15 protein-coding genes are annotated in these 15,900 nt (G+C 63.8%); 11 read left to right on the top strand and 4 right to left on the bottom strand.

Features of this window, described 5'->3' with window-relative positions:
• The first annotated feature begins 63 nt into the window (after positions 1-63).
• The 3 genes from deoC to AB4136_RS25110 all read left to right on the top strand — a co-directional run bounded on the left by deoC (position 64) and on the right by AB4136_RS25110 (position 4,026).
• A complete protein-coding gene (gene deoC / locus AB4136_RS25100; RefSeq protein ID WP_024927149.1) occupies positions 64-1,077 on the top strand; it encodes a deoxyribose-phosphate aldolase in 1,014 nt (337 codons plus the stop codon).
• Between the two features lie 21 nt (positions 1,078-1,098).
• Positions 1,099-3,474 (top strand): aldehyde dehydrogenase family protein, encoded by a 2,376-nt coding sequence (locus AB4136_RS25105; RefSeq protein WP_024927148.1) that lies wholly within the window; start codon positions 1,099-1,101, stop codon positions 3,472-3,474.
• A 204-nt stretch (positions 3,475-3,678) separates the two neighbouring features.
• Positions 3,679-4,026 carry an ArsC family reductase gene (locus tag AB4136_RS25110; RefSeq protein ID WP_024927147.1) on the top strand — a complete coding sequence of 116 codons (348 nt, stop codon included), beginning with the start codon at positions 3,679-3,681 and terminating at the stop codon, positions 4,024-4,026.
• A 10-nt stretch (positions 4,027-4,036) separates the two neighbouring features.
• On the opposite strand, the gene AB4136_RS25115 is transcribed toward AB4136_RS25110, so the two are convergent.
• The 3 genes from AB4136_RS25115 to AB4136_RS25125 form a co-directional block, all read right to left on the bottom strand.
• On the bottom strand, positions 4,037-4,393 hold the full coding sequence (locus AB4136_RS25115; RefSeq protein WP_024927146.1) for a DUF488 domain-containing protein: 357 nt from the start codon (positions 4,391-4,393) through the stop codon (positions 4,037-4,039).
• A 63-nt stretch (positions 4,394-4,456) separates the two neighbouring features.
• Positions 4,457-5,713 (bottom strand): aminopeptidase, encoded by a 1,257-nt coding sequence (locus AB4136_RS25120; RefSeq protein WP_024927145.1) that lies wholly within the window; start codon positions 5,711-5,713, stop codon positions 4,457-4,459.
• Between the two features lie 82 nt (positions 5,714-5,795).
• Positions 5,796-6,716 carry a LysR substrate-binding domain-containing protein gene (locus tag AB4136_RS25125; RefSeq protein ID WP_036255187.1) on the bottom strand — a complete coding sequence of 307 codons (921 nt, stop codon included), beginning with the start codon at positions 6,714-6,716 and terminating at the stop codon, positions 5,796-5,798.
• Positions 6,717-6,812: 96 nt separating this feature from the next.
• On the opposite strand from AB4136_RS25125, the gene AB4136_RS25130 reads away from it, so the two are divergent.
• The 3 genes from AB4136_RS25130 (at position 6,813) to sbmA (ending at position 9,679) form a co-directional block, all read left to right on the top strand.
• Entirely contained in the window at positions 6,813-7,016 is a 204-nt protein-coding gene (locus AB4136_RS25130) for a hypothetical protein (protein WP_024927144.1), read from the top strand.
• A gap of 69 nt (positions 7,017-7,085) precedes the next feature.
• The gene (locus AB4136_RS25135) at positions 7,086-8,252 is read left to right on the top strand and encodes a YbfB/YjiJ family MFS transporter (protein WP_024927143.1); all 1,167 of its coding nucleotides are present in this window, start codon (positions 7,086-7,088) and stop codon (positions 8,250-8,252) included.
• A 149-nt stretch (positions 8,253-8,401) separates the two neighbouring features.
• The gene (sbmA, locus tag AB4136_RS25140; RefSeq protein WP_024927142.1) at positions 8,402-9,679 is read left to right on the top strand and encodes a peptide antibiotic transporter SbmA; all 1,278 of its coding nucleotides are present in this window, start codon (positions 8,402-8,404) and stop codon (positions 9,677-9,679) included.
• A gap of 21 nt (positions 9,680-9,700) precedes the next feature.
• Here the strand turns inward: sbmA and AB4136_RS25145 are convergent, their stop codons facing one another.
• Entirely contained in the window at positions 9,701-10,702 is a 1,002-nt protein-coding gene (locus AB4136_RS25145; protein ID WP_024927141.1) for a polysaccharide deacetylase family protein, read from the bottom strand.
• Positions 10,703-10,955: 253 nt separating this feature from the next.
• Here AB4136_RS25145 and AB4136_RS25150 point away from each other — a divergent pair, with 253 nt between their 5' ends.
• The 5 genes from AB4136_RS25150 to AB4136_RS25170 all read left to right on the top strand — a co-directional run bounded on the left by AB4136_RS25150 (position 10,956) and on the right by AB4136_RS25170 (position 15,849).
• A complete protein-coding gene (locus AB4136_RS25150) occupies positions 10,956-11,621 on the top strand; it encodes a tetratricopeptide repeat protein (RefSeq protein ID WP_024927140.1) in 666 nt (221 codons plus the stop codon).
• Between the two features lie 6 nt (positions 11,622-11,627).
• Complete coding sequence (gene der / locus AB4136_RS25155) at positions 11,628-13,064, top strand: ribosome biogenesis GTPase Der (RefSeq protein ID WP_024927139.1); 1,437 nt, start codon at positions 11,628-11,630, stop codon at positions 13,062-13,064.
• A gap of 124 nt (positions 13,065-13,188) precedes the next feature.
• On the top strand, positions 13,189-14,376 hold the full coding sequence (locus AB4136_RS25160; protein ID WP_137901117.1) for a cell wall hydrolase: 1,188 nt from the start codon (positions 13,189-13,191) through the stop codon (positions 14,374-14,376).
• A gap of 240 nt (positions 14,377-14,616) precedes the next feature.
• Entirely contained in the window at positions 14,617-15,012 is a 396-nt protein-coding gene (locus AB4136_RS25165; protein ID WP_137901116.1) for an AtpZ/AtpI family protein, read from the top strand.
• A gap of 75 nt (positions 15,013-15,087) precedes the next feature.
• Complete coding sequence (locus tag AB4136_RS25170) at positions 15,088-15,849, top strand: F0F1 ATP synthase subunit A (protein ID WP_137901115.1); 762 nt, start codon at positions 15,088-15,090, stop codon at positions 15,847-15,849.
• Positions 15,850-15,900 lie beyond the last annotated feature (51 nt).

Here is a 15,900-nt window from a genome sequence, read left to right on the forward strand (position 1 = left end):
AATATGGGCGTTTCGGCGCGGTTGCCGCTTCGCGATCGTGGCCGGGCGTATGGGAGGTGTGAGATGAACGTCGTCGACAAGCACAGGGGTAGCCAGCCCACCGGCGCTGCCGCCTTTGCCAACCAGCCGCACCCCTACAATCCACCGGTGCCGTTCTCGCTCGACCCGATCGAGGCTGTCCGCGTCAATCTCTCCGCCGCCGAGCGGCGCACTGCGTCGCTGGCCGGCCGCCGCACGGTCAAGAAGGAATGGCAGGCCGCCTGGCTGGTCCGCGCCTTGCAGTGCATCGATCTCACCACGCTGAGCGGTGACGACACCGCCGGCCGTGTCCAGCGCCTCTGCGCCAAGGCACGTCAGCCGCTGCGCGCCGACCTGCAGGAGGCGCTCGGCCTTGGCGGGCGCACCATCACCACCGGCGCGGTCTGCGTCTACCACCGTTTCGTCGCCACCGCCGTCGAGGCATTGCAGGGTTCCGGCATTCCGGTCGCCGCCGTCTCCACCGGTTTCCCGGCGGGGCTGTCGCCGCTCGACACGCGGCTGAAGGAGATCGAGGCTTCGGTCGCCGACGGTGCCGAGGAAATCGACATCGTCATCACCCGCGAGCATGTGCTGACCGGCAACTGGCAGGCGCTCTACGACGAGGTGAAGGCCTGCAAGGAGGCCTGCGGGCCTGCCCACATGAAGACCATTCTCGCCACCGGCGATCTGCAGACGCTGCGCAATGTCGCGCGCGCCTCGTGGGTTTCGATGATGGCCGGCTCCGATTTCATCAAGACCTCGACCGGCAAGGAAGCGATCAACGCCACGCTCCCGGTCACGCTGGTGATGATCCGCGCCATCCGCGAATACCGCGAAATGACCGGCCATGTCGTCGGCTACAAGCCGGCCGGCGGCATCTCCACCGCTAAGGATGCGATGGCCTATCTGGCGCTGATGAAGGAAGAGCTCGGCAACGACTGGCTGCAGCCGAACCTGTTCCGCTTCGGTGCGTCGTCGCTGCTTGCCGACATCGAGCGGCAGCTCGAACACTATGTCACCGGCCGTTACGCGGCCTTCAGCCACCACGCGATGGCTTAACGGGCCGGACGGGGATCCTGCATGTCGATTGCTGAGATATTGGACACGATGGAATATGGCCCGGCGCCGGAGAGCGACAAGGAAGCGCGTGCCTGGATCAAGGGTCTGGGCGGCGAGACCAAGCTGTTCATCGGCGGCGCCTGGAAGAAGGCGAAATCAGGCGAAAGCTTCGAGACCATGTCGCCGTCGAACGGCGAGGTGCTGACACGGCTGGCGCAGGCCAATGCCGCCGACATCGACGCCGCCGTCAAGGCAGCAAGCAAGGCCCAGCCAGCCTGGGCGGCACTTCCCGGGCATGTCCGCGCCCGCTACCTCTATGCGATCGCCCGTCTCGTCCAGCGCCACAGCCGCCTGTTCGCCGTGGTCGAAACGCTCGACAACGGCAAGCCGATCCGCGAGACCCGCGACATCGATATCCCGCTGGTCGCCCGCCATTTCTACCATCACGCCGGCTGGGCACAGCTGATGGACGGCGAACTGGCCGACAAGGAACCGCTCGGCGTCTGCGGCCAGATCATCCCGTGGAACTTCCCGTTGCTGATGCTCGCCTGGAAGATCGCGCCAGCCATTGCGCTCGGCAACACTGTTGTTCTGAAGCCCGCCGAATACACATCGCTCACCGCGCTGCTCTTCGCCGAAATCTGCCAGAAGGCCGGCCTGCCCGAAGGCGTGGTCAACATCGTCACCGGCGATGGCGCGACAGGCGAGGCGATCGTCAATCATCCGGGCGTTGCCAAGATCGCTTTCACCGGCTCGACCGAAGTCGGCCGCCGCATTCGCGAGGCGACCGCCGGTTCGGGCAAGAGCCTGACCCTGGAACTCGGCGGCAAATCGCCTTTCATTGTCTTCGACGACGCCGATCTCGATGCGGCGGTTGAAGGCGTGGTCGACGCCATCTGGTTCAACCAGGGCCAGGTCTGCTGCGCCGGCTCGCGCCTGCTGGTGCAGGAAAGCGTGCAGGAGCGCTTCATCGCCAAGTTGGTGAGCCGCATGGAGACGCTGCGCGTCGGCGACCCGCTCGACAAGGCCATCGACATCGGCGCCATCGTGCACCCGGTTCAATTGGCGCGCATCCGCGAACTGGTCGATGTCGGCGTCAAGGAAGGGGCGATCCTGCATCAGCCCAAGGCGGGAGTGCCGGCCAAGGGCTGCTTCTATCCGCCGACGCTGCTCACCGGCGTGCATCCGGCCGCCACCGTCTCGCGTGTCGAGATTTTCGGGCCGGTGCTGGTCGCCACAACCTTCCGCACCCCGGCGGAGGCGATCGAGCTCGCCAACAACACCGAATATGGCCTTGCCGCATCGATCTGGTCGGAGACGCTGTCGCTGGCGCTCGACATCGCCCCGAAGCTGAAATGCGGCGTCGTCTGGGTCAACGGCACCAACATGTTCGACGCCGGTGTCGGCTTCGGCGGTTACAAGGAATCCGGCTATGGCCGCGAAGGCGGCCGTGAGGGGCTGGCCGCTTATTGCAAGCCGAAATGGCTGGCGAAGGCCAAGCCGATTGCCGTCTTGCCAACAGTCGAAGCCAATGGCGACGTCGTCTCGACCGGCTTCGTCGATCGCACCGCCAAGCTTTATGTCGGCGGCAAGCAGGCGCGGCCGGATGGTGGTTATTCGCGCCCCGTCGTCTCGCCCTCCGGCGCGCTGGTCGGCGAGGTCGGCGAAGGCAACCGCAAGGATATCCGCAACGCCGTCGAAGCCGCGCGCAAGGCGACCGGCTGGGCGACGACCGCGGAGCACAGCCGCGCGCAGATCCTCTATTACATCGCCGAAAACCTCGATGCCCGATCGGGCGAGTTCGCCGACCGTCTCGCCGCCATGACCGGCCGGCGCAAGCAGGATACGGCCAGGGAGGTCGCCGCCTCGGTTTCGCGGCTGTTCGCCTACGGCGCCTGGGCCGACAAGTTCGAGGGCGCGGTGCACAAGCCGCCGCTGCGTGGCGTTGCACTCGCCATGAACGAGCCACTCGGCATCCTTGGCATCGCCTGCCCGGAAGAGCATGGCCTGCTCGGCTTCGTCTCCACCTTCGCGCCGGCGATCGCCATGGGCAACCGTGTCGTCGTGGTGCCGTCATCGCGTCAAGCGCTGGCCGCCACCGACTTCTATCAGGTGCTGGAGACTTCGGATGTGCCGGACGGCGTCGTCAACATCGTCACTGGCGACCGCGACGCGCTGGCGCTGGAGCTGGCCAAGCACGAGGAGGTCGACGGCATCTGGTATTTCGGCGGCCGCGAAGCCGCAGCCAGGATCGAAAAGGCGTCAACCGGCAACCTCAAGCAGGTCTGGGCGGAGACCGTACAGCGCGACTGGTATGACGCACGCCAAGGCGAGGGCAGGGAGATCCTGTCCCGTGCCGTCCAGGTGAAGAACATCTGGGTGCCGTACGGCGAGTAGGGCATCGTCGAAGCTGCCTTTCTCGGCCCGCTTGCGGGGAGAGATGCCCGGCAGGGCAGAGAGGGGCAGAGCGAATCTTCGCCAGCCTGGCGCCGCCCCTCATCCGCCCTTCGGGCACCTTCTCCCCGTAAAACGGGGAGAAGGAAGAGAGCGCCATCGCTCCGAATCGGCTACCCGGTTCCGGACGAACCGAGGAACATCGCCTTGACCATCACCATGTACGGCATCCCGAACTGCGACACGATCAAGAAGGCGCGCGTCTGGCTGGAAGGCCGCAAGGTCGCCTACGCCTTCCACGACTACCGCGCCTCGGGCCTCGAAGCCGACCGCCTGCAGGGCTGGATCGACCGGCTCGGCTGGGAAGTGCTGCTCAACAAGGCGAGCACCACCTTCAAGGAATTGCCCGACGACAACAAGCAGGGCATCGACGCCAGGAAAGCCAAGGCGCTGATGCTGGCCAACCCGACCATGATCAAGCGCCCGGTGCTCGATCTGGGCGACCGGCTGCTGGTCGGCTTCAAGCCGGATGTCTACGAGCGCGAGCTCGGCTGAGGCGAGCTTCCTAGGCCTGCTTTCGTAGATAGTCCGCAAGCGCGACCGCATTGTTGAAACGCTCTTCATGGGCGCCGTAGAGCAGGGTGACGCGGCCATGTTCCAAAAGGCTGGCGAGTTCGCTGAGCGGCTCTTGCCTGCCGGACAATTCTTCATGATAGCGCGCCTGGAATTCATCCCAGCGTTCGGGCTTGTGGTCGAACCATTTGCGCAGGGCATCGCTCGGTGCTATGTCCCTCAGCCATAGCGTCAGCGCCGCCTTTTCCTTGGTCATTCCGCGCGGCCAGACGCGGTCAACCAGCACGCGCTGGCCGTCGGAAGCCGCCGGCGGCTCATAGACCCGTTTGACCGCAATATCGAATGCCATGGCCGTTTCCCCATGGCACCGGGCAGCATAACCGCCCGGTTGCCGTTCAGGCTGCCCGGCGCGTCAGGCCCATTCGCCCTTGCGCATCACCGGCACGGTCGAACCATCCTTGTTGACGCCGTCGATGTCGACCTTGCCGGAGCCGATCATCCAGTCGATATGGATGAAGCTCTTGTTGCCGCCGCGCGCCGCGATCTCGTCCTGGCTGAGTTTGTCGCCGCCGACAAAACACTTCGAATAGCACTGGCCGAGCGCGATGTGGCAGGAGGCGTTTTCGTCGAACAGCGTGTTGTAGAACAGGATGCCGCTGGCCGAGATCGGCGAGGAATGCGGCACCAGCGCCACTTCGCCCAGCCGGCGCGCGCCAGCATCGGTGTCCAGCACCTTCTGCAACACGTCTTCGCCCCTGGAGGCTTTCGCCTCGACGATGCGTCCTTCCTCGAACCGCACCGAAATCTCGTCGATCAGCGTGCCCTGGTAGGAGAGCGGCTTGGTCGAGGACACGTGGCCGCTCACGCGCATGGCATGCGGCGTGGTGAACACTTCCTCGGTCGGGATGTTGGGGTTGCAGGTGATGCCGTTCTTGGCGGTCGAGGCGCCGCCCATCCATTCGTGCCCGTCGGCGAGACCGACGGTGAGGTCGGTGCCCGGACCCCTGAAATGCAGGGCATGGAAATTGTGACCGTTCAGCCAGGCCGTGCGTTTGGCCAGCGCCGCATTATGCGCCTTCCAGGCACCGATCGGATCGTCATTGTCGACTCGGCTTGCCGAAAAGATCGCGTCCGCCAGCTTGGCCACCGCGACATCGTCGGTCTCGCCCGGAAACACTTGGCGTGCCCAGGCCAGTTCCGGATAGGCGATGATGTTCCAGTTGATGTCGAAGCCGGTGATCTTCTCCAGCGCTGGCTGATAGGCAATCGAATTCGCCTTGTTGGCGCGCGAAACCTTGGCGGGGTCCTGGGCTGACAAAAGCGACGGGTCGTCGCCGCGCACCGCAAGCCGCGCCGCATTGTTGGCGAAGGCCTTGGCCATGCCTTCATAGAGCCAGCCGGCGGCGCGGTCGAAACCGGCGTCGGCGCCATAACGGAAGCGCGCCAGCGTGATCTCGTCGTCGTTGAAGATCGGCGTCACCAGTCCGGCCCCGGCCTTGTAGGCATGCTCGATGATCTTGCGGGTCAGCGGAAGTGCCGCGATCGACGATGTCAGCACCAGGTCCTGGCCGGGCTGCAATTGCAGGCCAACCTTGATCGCGACCTCGGCCATGCGGTCGAGCTTCACCGGGGCGATGGCTGCGGAAAAATCGCGGGCGTGGCTGGTCATGGTCTGGCCTCGGCTGTTGGTGACATTGTTTCTACATAGACCGCCGGGGCCGGGCTTTCCACAACAAGCCATTGGTCCTCGGTCAGGCGAAGGCCGGTTCTGTCGGGGTGACGAAGGTGGCCATGGTCGCCGCGATCTCCTCGCGCAGCCATGCCTTGAAGTCGCGCACCTTGCGGCTCTCGGGGTCTTCAGTCGCGGTTACCATCCAGTAGCCGAGGCCGCTCGGCGCCCGCACGCCAAACGGCGCCACCAGGCGCCCGTCGGCCAGCGCGTCGGCGCACAACAATTGCCAGCCCAGCATGACGCCGTGGCCGGCGATGGTCGATTCCAGGCACAGCATCGGGTCGGTGAACGAGGCGCCCTTCAGCAATGTCAGCGGTTCGACGCCGGCGGCCCTGAACCAGCTCTCCCAGGCGATCATCGTGCGCTCGTCGGTGATCGCATAGGCGTTGGCGAGGTCGGCGACCGTCTTCAGCTTCGCCGCGATCGCCGGCGCGCAGACCGGGAAGATTTCCTGCTCGATCAGCAATTCGGCGCGCAGCCCCGGCCATTTGCCGTTGCCCAGCCGGATGCCGATGTCGACTTCCGAATTGCCGGGATCGACCAGCCGCACCGAGGCGTCGATGCGCAGAAGCACGTTGGGAAAGCGGGTGAAATGACGCGACAGTCTCGGCATCAGCCATTTCGAGGCAAAGGCTGGGGCAGCCGACACCACCAGCGTGCAGCGCGAAGCTTCGTCCGCCAGTGCCACCGCCTGCGTCAGCTCGCGAAAACCCTTGCCCAGCCGCGTCGTGAACTGGTCGCCGAAATCGGTCAGCGCCAGCCCGGCCGGCGTGCGTTCGAAAAGTGCGAGCCCGAGCTGCCGCTCCGTCCGGTTGATCTGTTGGCTGACGGCGCTCGGCGAAACACCGAGCTCGGCCGCTGCCGCCGACAATGAGCCCAGCCGCGCCACGGTTTCGACGGCGCGCAATCCGTTGAGATGGATTCGGTTCAAGGGGGCCATGAAGTTTTTCTAAACCGTGCGCACGTAAATCTCAATTGAATCCAAAGCGCATAGTGGCAAAATCGCCGGCAGAAACAGATCGAGGGATCTGCGGCCATGAAGCTTTTCTCCTTGCTGAACCCGTTTCGGGAAATCGGGCTGTACCGTCTGGCGGACGGTGACGTCGCCGGCTGGGTTCGCGACCCGCTTTCGCATCCCGTTCTCGACACGATGTCGGAACGCGAATTGGGCGACATGCCGTTCAGGCTGACCGCGCGGCGCACCACGTTCGAGACCACGCCGCGCTGCTGCGGCGCCTGACGGGCGCCGGCCAACTGGCCCAAGCGAAACGCATTGCTTCGCAAGCGCACGGTTTTATTGTGCGCTGCAATGAACACGACCTCGCCATCGCCGCTGCGGTTTGCCTTCGCCGGCATGATCGCGATGGCCGTCGCCATGGGCATCGGCCGCTTCGTCTATACGCCGATCCTGCCCGGCATGATGGAGGCGCTTCACCTTTCCCCCGGCGATGCCGGCCTGATCGCCTCGGCCAATTATCTCGGCTATCTGTTTGGCGCCTTTGCCGCCGCCGGCGGCTGGGCGCATGGTCGCGAGCGGGCGCTCATGCTGGGCGCTTTGGGCGCCAGCGCGGTCCTTGCCGGGCTCATGGGCCTCACCGACGCCATCTGGGTCTTTCTCGTGGTGCGCTTCCTGGCCGGCGTCGCCAGCGCTTTCGTCATCGTCTTCCTGGCCTCGATCGTCTTCAGCCATCTCGCGGTTACCGGCCGCAACGGCTTGCAGGCGCTGCATTTCGGCGGTGTCGGCCTCGGCATCGCCGCCTCGTCGCTGATGATGGCGATCCTGGTTTCGGCTCATGCCGGCTGGCAGGCGGGCTGGCTGTGGTCGGCGGCGCTGTCGGCGGCGGGTTTCGCCGTCGTAGCGCTGATGATCGATCGCGGCCCGGCGGCAAGCGTTTCCTCCGCCCGCGAGCCCGCCTTGCCGTGGAACGCGCCGCTCATCAAGGTCATCGTCGGCTACGGCCTGTTCGGTTTCGGCTACATCATCACCGCCACCTTCCTGGTCGCCATCGTGCGCCAGGGCGGTGGCAGCCGGCTCTTCGAGGCGATGGTGTGGATGGTCACCGGCATCGCCGGGGTGCCGTCGGTCTGGCTCTGGCAGAAGGTTGCCCAACGCAGCGGTCTTTATGTCGCTTATGCCGTGGCCTGCCTGGTCGAGGCTGCCGGCGTCACCGCCAGTGTCGCCATGAGCGCGCCGCTCGGGCCGCTGCTCGGCGGTTTCTTCCTCGGCTTCACCTTCATCGCCATCACGGCGCTCGGCCTGCAGGCCGGCCGGGTGCTGGCACCGCAGGCGCCGCGGCGTGCTTTCGCGCTGATGACCACCGCCTTCGGCCTCGGTCAGCTCATCGGCCCGCTGGTCGCCGGCGCGCTCGCCGAACGCGCCGGCGGCAGCTTCTTCGTGCCGTCGATCGCGGCTGCGGTCGTTCTTGTCGTCTCCTCAGCGATCGTCTGGTCGGCCGGCAGACACGCCAGGCGGTAAGGCCAAGAAGAAGCCGGCGCCGCAACGTGACGAAAAAGTAATTCGGCAGCCGGATCAGTCACCATTCCTTTGCCGCAAAAACTGTGACTTGATGCAGGCGAATCGCAACAGCGGCGCGCATATGCCGCGCCAGCAAGGAATTCGCCGCCGTGTTCGTATCCTTCTTCCCGAAGCCGAAGCTGTTCTTCCTTTCGGCGGCGGCGTGGAGTCTCTTCCTCGTTCTGCTGTGGTTCTTCGGTGGTCAACAGTTCGGTTCCGTCTTCGGTCTCGGACCGGCTGATCCGGCAGCCCCACCGAACATTGGCATTAGCGTATTTTGGTCGAACCCGTTCCTTTGGTTCTATATTTATTACACGGCAAGCGTACTGATATTCTATGCATTTTGGGCATGGTTCTCTCCGCACCCTTGGCAAAATTGGTCTATTATTGTCGCTTCTGTTGTCTTGTTCTTGATCTATTTTACTGTGCAAGTCAGCGTGGCAGTTAATAACTGGTACGGGCCGTTCTACGACTACGTGCAAGGCCTTATGTCAGGAACCAGGAAATCGACCAGCACCGAATTTTATTGGGGGGTCGCCAGTTTTGCTTGGTTGGCGCTACTCGGCATGAACGTGCAGGTGGTCAACGCCTTTGTCGTTCAACATTGGATCTTCCGCTGGCGCACGGCCATGAACGACTATTTCATGGCGAACTGGGACAAGCTGCGTCATATCGAGGGCGCCTCGCAGCGTATTCAAGAAGACACGATGCGCTTTTGCCAGATCATGGAGGATTTGGGCGCAACTTTCGTAAGATCGATCATGACGCTTATTGCGTTCCTGCCGGTCCTGATCCAGCTGCAGGTTCACATCACCGAGTTGCCGATCGTCGGAGTCATTGCTCATCCGCTCGTTGTTGCAGCGTTGGTCTGGTGTTTCTTCGGTACCATTGTGGTGATGCTGGCCGGTGTTAAGCTGCCCGGCTTGCAGTTTCGCAATCAGCGTGTCGAAGCCGCCTACCGCAAGGAACTTGTCTATGGCGAGGATCATGCCGACAGGGCGCAGCCGCTGACCACCAAGGAATTGTTCAACAACGTCCGCCGCAACTACTTCCGGCTCTATGGCCACTACATCTATTTCAATGTGGTGCGTTATACCTATCTGCAAGCCGATGGCATTTATTCTCTTTTGATCTTGGGACCTTCGTTGGTGGCAGGTAAGATTACGTTTGGCATATTCAGTCAGATTTCGAACGCCTTTGACCGAGTGGCCAACTCGCTGCAGTTCCTGCTGAATTCTTGGTCGACCATCGTCGAGCTGCAGTCGATTCATAAGCGCCTGCGCGCCTTCGAGGCGACGCTGGAAGGCGAACCGCTGCCGGATATCGACCAGCATTATCTCGATCGCCAGCAGGCCGGCATGGAGCCCAAGGACCAGCCGGTGCACTGACCGGCGCGTGTGGTGGGCGGCTCAGCCGCCCACGGCGGCGGGCTTGGTGGGTTTGCCTCTGCCCAGATAGTCGCGGTAGCTGATGCACTCGACGTCCGATTTCACGCAAACCTCGCCGGCGAAACGCTCCAGCGCGTTCCAGTAGGTGCCGTCGTTCATCAGCGTGAAGTGGAAGCCAAGCTCGAGCGGCACGCGCTCGCCGGCATATTGTTTGTCGAAGGCGGCGCGGAACGCGTCATAGGTGCGCTCCTCGAATTCCTTGGCCTGGCTCGGCCGCTCGAAGCCGCCGGAATGACGCACGAACAGATTGTAGTCCATCGCGATCACCGGCCGCCGTTTCGGCCCCTCGGGAATGAGCGGGAGCGAGAAACGCGTCAGGCCGCCGGCCGTGGTTGGCACGGCGGGGCCTTGCGAGACGCCGCTGGCGTCATAGGCGAAGCCGGCTTCCGGCAGCGCCTGGTAGAGGCCCTTGCCGGTCGACAGATACGGGGCGCGGAAACCGGTCACTGCTTTGGCAAGGTCGCGCCAGCCGGCCGGCTCGGGCGAGATGCCGTTGATCGCATAGGCGTTTTCCAGGATGCGCCGCGATGCCGCCAGTTCCGCCTGCCAGTCGGCCTTGCTCCAGTCCTTGCCGTCGAAATGGCCGCAGGCATGGCTGCCGAGATCGTGGCCCTCGGCGACCGCCAGGTTGATCTGTTCCAGCCGCTCGGCCACCTCGTCCTTCGAGGCGGCGAAACCGATATTCGACTTGCCGCTGCCCTTGGTCGGCGTGACATAGTCCTTGCGGGTGTCCTTCGACAAAAGGAAGACGCAGGACAGGAAATAGCTGAAATGCGCACCGGTGCGCGCCGCCAGCGCGCGGCTGCGTTTCCATTGCGCGATGTCGCGCGCATTGTCGAAGGAGATGATGACGATCTGCTTCGGCTTGGCCGGCACGGGCGACCGCGGCGGGTCCGCGAGGGCCGCCGTCGTCGTGGCAAAAGCCAGGCTGGAATACGCAAGCACGCGGAACGAACGGAACATTCTCGGACAATCGAAACGGGATTTCACAGGGCCAGACAGGCGCCAGATAGGCCATACGCCGCAGTCGGGCAACCGCGACTGGACTTCGCGCTAGCCTTCAAATGTGGCGCCGATAGGTCGCCAAAGCCAGTGCGCGAACGCGCCGTCCCGCCGATTTTCCGGCTCCCCCCTTCCATGCCGACAAAATTTCGCTACAAGGCGGGGCTCATCTTTAGGCTCGGTCCGCTTGGACTGGGCGGCAACGGTTTGATCGATGTCCGACGACAGTTTTATCCGCGAAGTCAATGAAGAGATCCGTGGCGACCGCGCCCGGGCGCTGTGGGATCGTTACGGCCCCATGCTGATCGCGGCCGCCGTGCTGATCGTGCTCGGCACCGCCGCCTTCGTCGGCTACCGTTATTGGGACACCTCGCGTGCCAACCGTTCGGGTGACGCGTTCTCGCAGGCGCTGAAACTCGCCAATGACGGCAAGCAGGACGATGCGCTGGCCGCCTTGGCCGCGCTCGAGAAGGACGGTTACGGCGCTTATCCGCTACTGGCGCGCATGCGCGCCGCCACCGTCAAGGCCGACAAGGGCGATTTCGCCGGCGCCGTGAAGGATTTCGACGAGGTCGCCGCCGACAGCGCGATCCCGGCTTCGATCCGTGACATGGCGCGGCTTCGCGCCGGCCTCATCCTGATCGACCACGGCTCTTTCGCCGATGTCTCCAGCCGCGTCGAGGCATTGACCGCCGACACCAGCGCGCTGCGTCATACAGCACGCGAGGCGCTCGGACTGGCCGCCTGGAAGGAAGGCAAGTCGCAGGACGCTTTAAAGCTGTTCGACCAGATCGCCGCCGACGAAGGCGCGCCGCGCAATGTGCGCGATCGCGCCACGCTGATGGCCGAGCTGATCCGCGGCACCGGCAACGCGTCGTGATGGGCAATGAGCTTCAAAGTCGCCATCATCGGCCGGCCTAACGTCGGCAAATCCACGCTTTTCAACCGCTTGGCCGGTCGCAAGCTGGCTCTTGTCGACGATACCCCCGGCGTCACCCGCGACCGCCGCGTTCATCCCGCCAAACTCTACGACATCTTTTTCGATGTGATCGACACGGCCGGCTTCGAAGACGCGCCGGCTGGGTCGCTGCCTGGCCGCATGCGCCTGCAGACCGAGATCGCCATCGAGGAAGCCGATCTCATTTTCTTCCTGATGGACGCCAAGGCCGGCTTGATGCCGGACGACCGCACCTTCGCCGAAGTCGTGCGCCGGTCCGGCAAGCCGGTGGTTCTGGTCGCCAACAAGGCCGAGGCGCGCGGCGCGCAAGGCGGCATGCTGGAGGCCTGGGAACTGGGCCTCGGCGAACCCGTGCCTGTTTCGGCCGAGCACGGCCAGGGCATGCCGGATCTGCGCGATGCCGTCATCGAGGCGCTCGGCGAGAAACGTGTGTTCGGCGAAGAAGACGACGCCGACGAAGAGATAGCCGCCTCCGAGGTGCTGATCGGCGAGGACATCGCCGATCCGGACGCCGAGGAAATCCCGGCCTATGACGAGGCTAAGCCGCTGCGCATCGCCGTGGTCGGTCGGCCCAATGCGGGCAAGTCGACGCTGATCAACGCGCTGATCGGCGAAGAGCGTCTGCTGACCGGGCCGGAAGCCGGCATCACCCGCGATTCGATCTCCGTCGACTGGGACTGGCGCGGCCGGCGCATCAAGCTGTTCGACACCGCCGGCATGCGCCGCAAGGCCAAGGTCCAGGAAAAGCTGGAGAAGCTGTCGGTCGCCGACGGCTTGCGCGCCATGCGCTTCGCCGAAGTGGTCGTCATCGTCTTCGATGCCACCATCCCGTTCGAAAAACAGGATCTCCAGATCGTCGACCTCATCGTCCGCGAGGGCAGGGCGCCAGTCATCGCCTTCAACAAGTGGGACCTGATCGATCACCCGCAGGAGGTTCTGGCGGACCTGCGCGAAAAGACCGCGCGGCTGTTGCCCCAGGTGCGCGGCATCCAGGCCGTCACCGTGTCGGCCGAAACCGGCCGCGGCCTCGACAAATTGATGGACGCCATTGTCAGGACGCACAGGGTCTGGAACAGCCGCGTCTCCACCGGCAAGCTGAACCGCTGGCTGGAAGGCATTCTGGCGCATCACCCGCCGCCCGCCGTCGCCGGTCGCCGGTTGAAGATCAAATATGTCACCCAGGCCAAGACCCGTCCGCCGGGTTTCGTCGTCTCGTGCTCGCGGCCCGACGCCATGCCGCAGTCCTATGTTCGCTATCTGGTGAACAGCTTGCGCGATGCCTTCGACATGCCGGGCGTGCCGATCCGCATGGCGCTGCGCACCTCCGACAATCCTTTTGCCGGCCGGGCCAAGAAGAAGAGCTGAGCCACCGCTACCAGCCTCGCTGCCGTTAACCTCCCGTCAAGGTTAATGCCGTTAACCGACCATCAAGGTTAATGCCGCATTGTGACCCTTCAGAATGGGGTTCCGTAGCGTCCTGGAGAGTTCAGTGCATCGACGTCTCGTAAAGCGGCTCGTGGCCGCCGCCGGTGGTCAAAAACGCTCCTTGCTCTCGCCGCTCGCCGTTGGTCTTGGCATCTGGATCGGCTTCCCGACCGCGGTCGCCTATCAGGACATGACCAGTCTGGTCTCCGGCCTCGAATCCTCAACCGTCCGCTGGAACGCCTATGTGCAGAAGTCGGCTGCCGGCTCGATTCACGCCGCCGAACTGCCCTTTGTCGACAAGGACGCGGTCACCGGCTCGCTCGCCGGTTCGGGTGTGCGCTTGCCTGGCGTCGGCACCGTCGCGCTGAGCGGCAGGGTGGCCAAGACCGGCGAGACCTCGGACGAGGTCAGGGTTTCCCGCGCCGGCAAGAAGGACCGCATCGTCAAGATCGTACCGGTGGCGCCGCCGAAGAATTTCTCCGCCGGCTCCATTTTCCAGCGCACCTCCTCGCTGTTGCGTCCAAGCATGGACAGCGGCCTGAAACTCGGTTTCGCCAAGCCCGACATCAAGGGCAAGGAAGTGCAGATCGCGGCGGCCTTCCACCTGCGCGAGGACAAGAAGCCGGACACCGGCGTGCCGACCATGCTGGCCAGCCTCGTCAACAATGACAGCGCCGACATCCTGGCCACTGCCTATGCGCCTTCCGCGCCCGACTACGCCAAGGCGTCTCCGTTCGAATCGCTGCTGCAGGACGAAAAGCCCAGCGGCGGCCGCTTCATTCCGCCGATGTCGAAGGGCGATCATGCCTGGATGAAGAACCCGCTGCCGGCCTCGGTGTTCTCCAAGCCGGAACAGAAATGCCTGGCCAACGGCATCTATTTCGAGGCGCGCGGCGAATCGTTGCGTGGCCAGGCGGCTGTCGCCCAGGTCATCCTCAACCGCGTCCGCAATCCCGCCTATCCCAATTCCATCTGCGGCGTCGTCTACCAGAACGACGACTGGCTGAATCGCTGCCAGTTCTCCTTCGCCTGCGACGGTCGCCGCAAGCGCATCGAGGATCCGGCGCGCTACAAGATCGCGCAGGACGTGGGCATGGCCGTCACCGCCGGCAAGATCTTCATTCCCGAGGTCGGTTCCTCGACCCATTATTACGCCGCCTATGTGAATCCGGGCTGGGCGCGGGCGATGAAGAAGATGACCAGGATCGGCCTGCACATCTTCTACCGCACCTATGGCGGCGGCTGGAGCTGAGCCGGCGATATACGCGCCGGACGCGCCGCGAAGGCGGGCAGAGAGCGGAGATTCTCTCCGTCGACGCCACGCTCTACACCGGGCACGATGTCGCACTTATTCAAGCTATTGATTTATAAGGCAAAAATACTTGCCGACAAAGCTTCCCCCTCGGCTTGACGGGGGAAGGGCCTCTAACTATGTTGCCCGCGACTTGGAAGCGGGCGAACGGCGACGTTTTGGCCGGGCAGGGAGGTTGCGATGGCCGACAAGAACGGGCCAGACGGAACCGGACGGACAAGCGGCAAAGATACGCCGGGCTTCCACGACGACGATCTTGAGCGCCGCCGGCGCGAGCTTGGAGCAGTTCTTGCGACAAGGCGCCCGGACCGGAGCCAGGGGAAAGAGGCTGAGGGAGCCGGACGTGCCAGCGGGTATGGCCAGGCTTTCAAGTTGTCCAGCGAGTTCATTGCCGGCATCGTTGTCGGCGTGGTGATCGGCTGGACGATCGATCGTCTGGTGGGCACATCGCCCTGGGGGCTGATCGTCTTCTTGCTGCTGGGCTTCGTAGCCGGCATATTGAACGTGCTGCGCTCGGTTGGCGCGGTCGCGGAGCTGGATCAGCGTGGCGGCAAGCCGCCTGAGCCGAAAGAATGAGATCCGGCGCCCGTTTGCGGCGTCAGGGATAAGATGCAAGAAGCCGTATTTGCGGTTTTGGAGAGGGTTTAGAAAGTGGCAGCTGCTGACAAGGTCGATCCGATCCATCAGTTCCATATCAACAAGCTCATTCCGCTCGAGATCGGCGGTTATGACATCTCCTTCACCAATTCCGCGCTGTTCATGGTCGCGACCGTGGTTCTGGCGTCGGCATTCCTCTACTTCTCCACCTCCGGCCGCGCGCTCGTTCCGTCGCGCCTGCAGTCGGTTGGCGAAATGTCCTACGAATTCGTCGCTTCGATGCTGCGCGATTCCGCCGGCTCGCACGCCATGAAGTTCTTCCCGCTGGTGTTCTCGCTGTTCATGTTCGTGCTGACGGCGAACCTCCTCGGTCTGTTCCCTTATTTCTTCACCATCACTTCACACATCATCGTCACTTTCGCGCTGGCGGCGTTGGTTATTGGTACGGTCGTTGTCTATGGTTTTTACAGGCACGGTTTCGGTTTCCTGAAGCTGTTCGTGCCGAGCGGCGTGCCGTTGGCGTTGTTGTTTATTGTGGTCCCGATTGAGATCATTTCATTTCTCTCGCGTCCGATCAGTCTCTCTGTTCGTCTTTTTGCCAACATGCTGGCAGGCCATATCACGCTCAAGGTCTTTGCCGGTTTTATGGTGTCGCTGACTTCGCTCGGCGCGTTCGGTATCGTTGGCGCCGTTCTGCCTCTGACCATGGCAGTTGCGATAACCGCGCTTGAGATATTAGTCGCCTTCCTGCAAGCCTATGTCTTCGCCATGCTGACCTGCATGTATCTCAGCGATGCCGTCCACGGCGGGCACTAGTGAATACCCGGCGCAACCCGCCGGCCAACTAAGCAATCTAGATTCATCAAG

This window comes from Mesorhizobium sp. 2RAF21 (assembly GCF_052115345.1).
In the GTDB taxonomy this organism is placed as follows: domain Bacteria; phylum Pseudomonadota; class Alphaproteobacteria; order Rhizobiales; family Rhizobiaceae; genus Mesorhizobium; species Mesorhizobium terrae.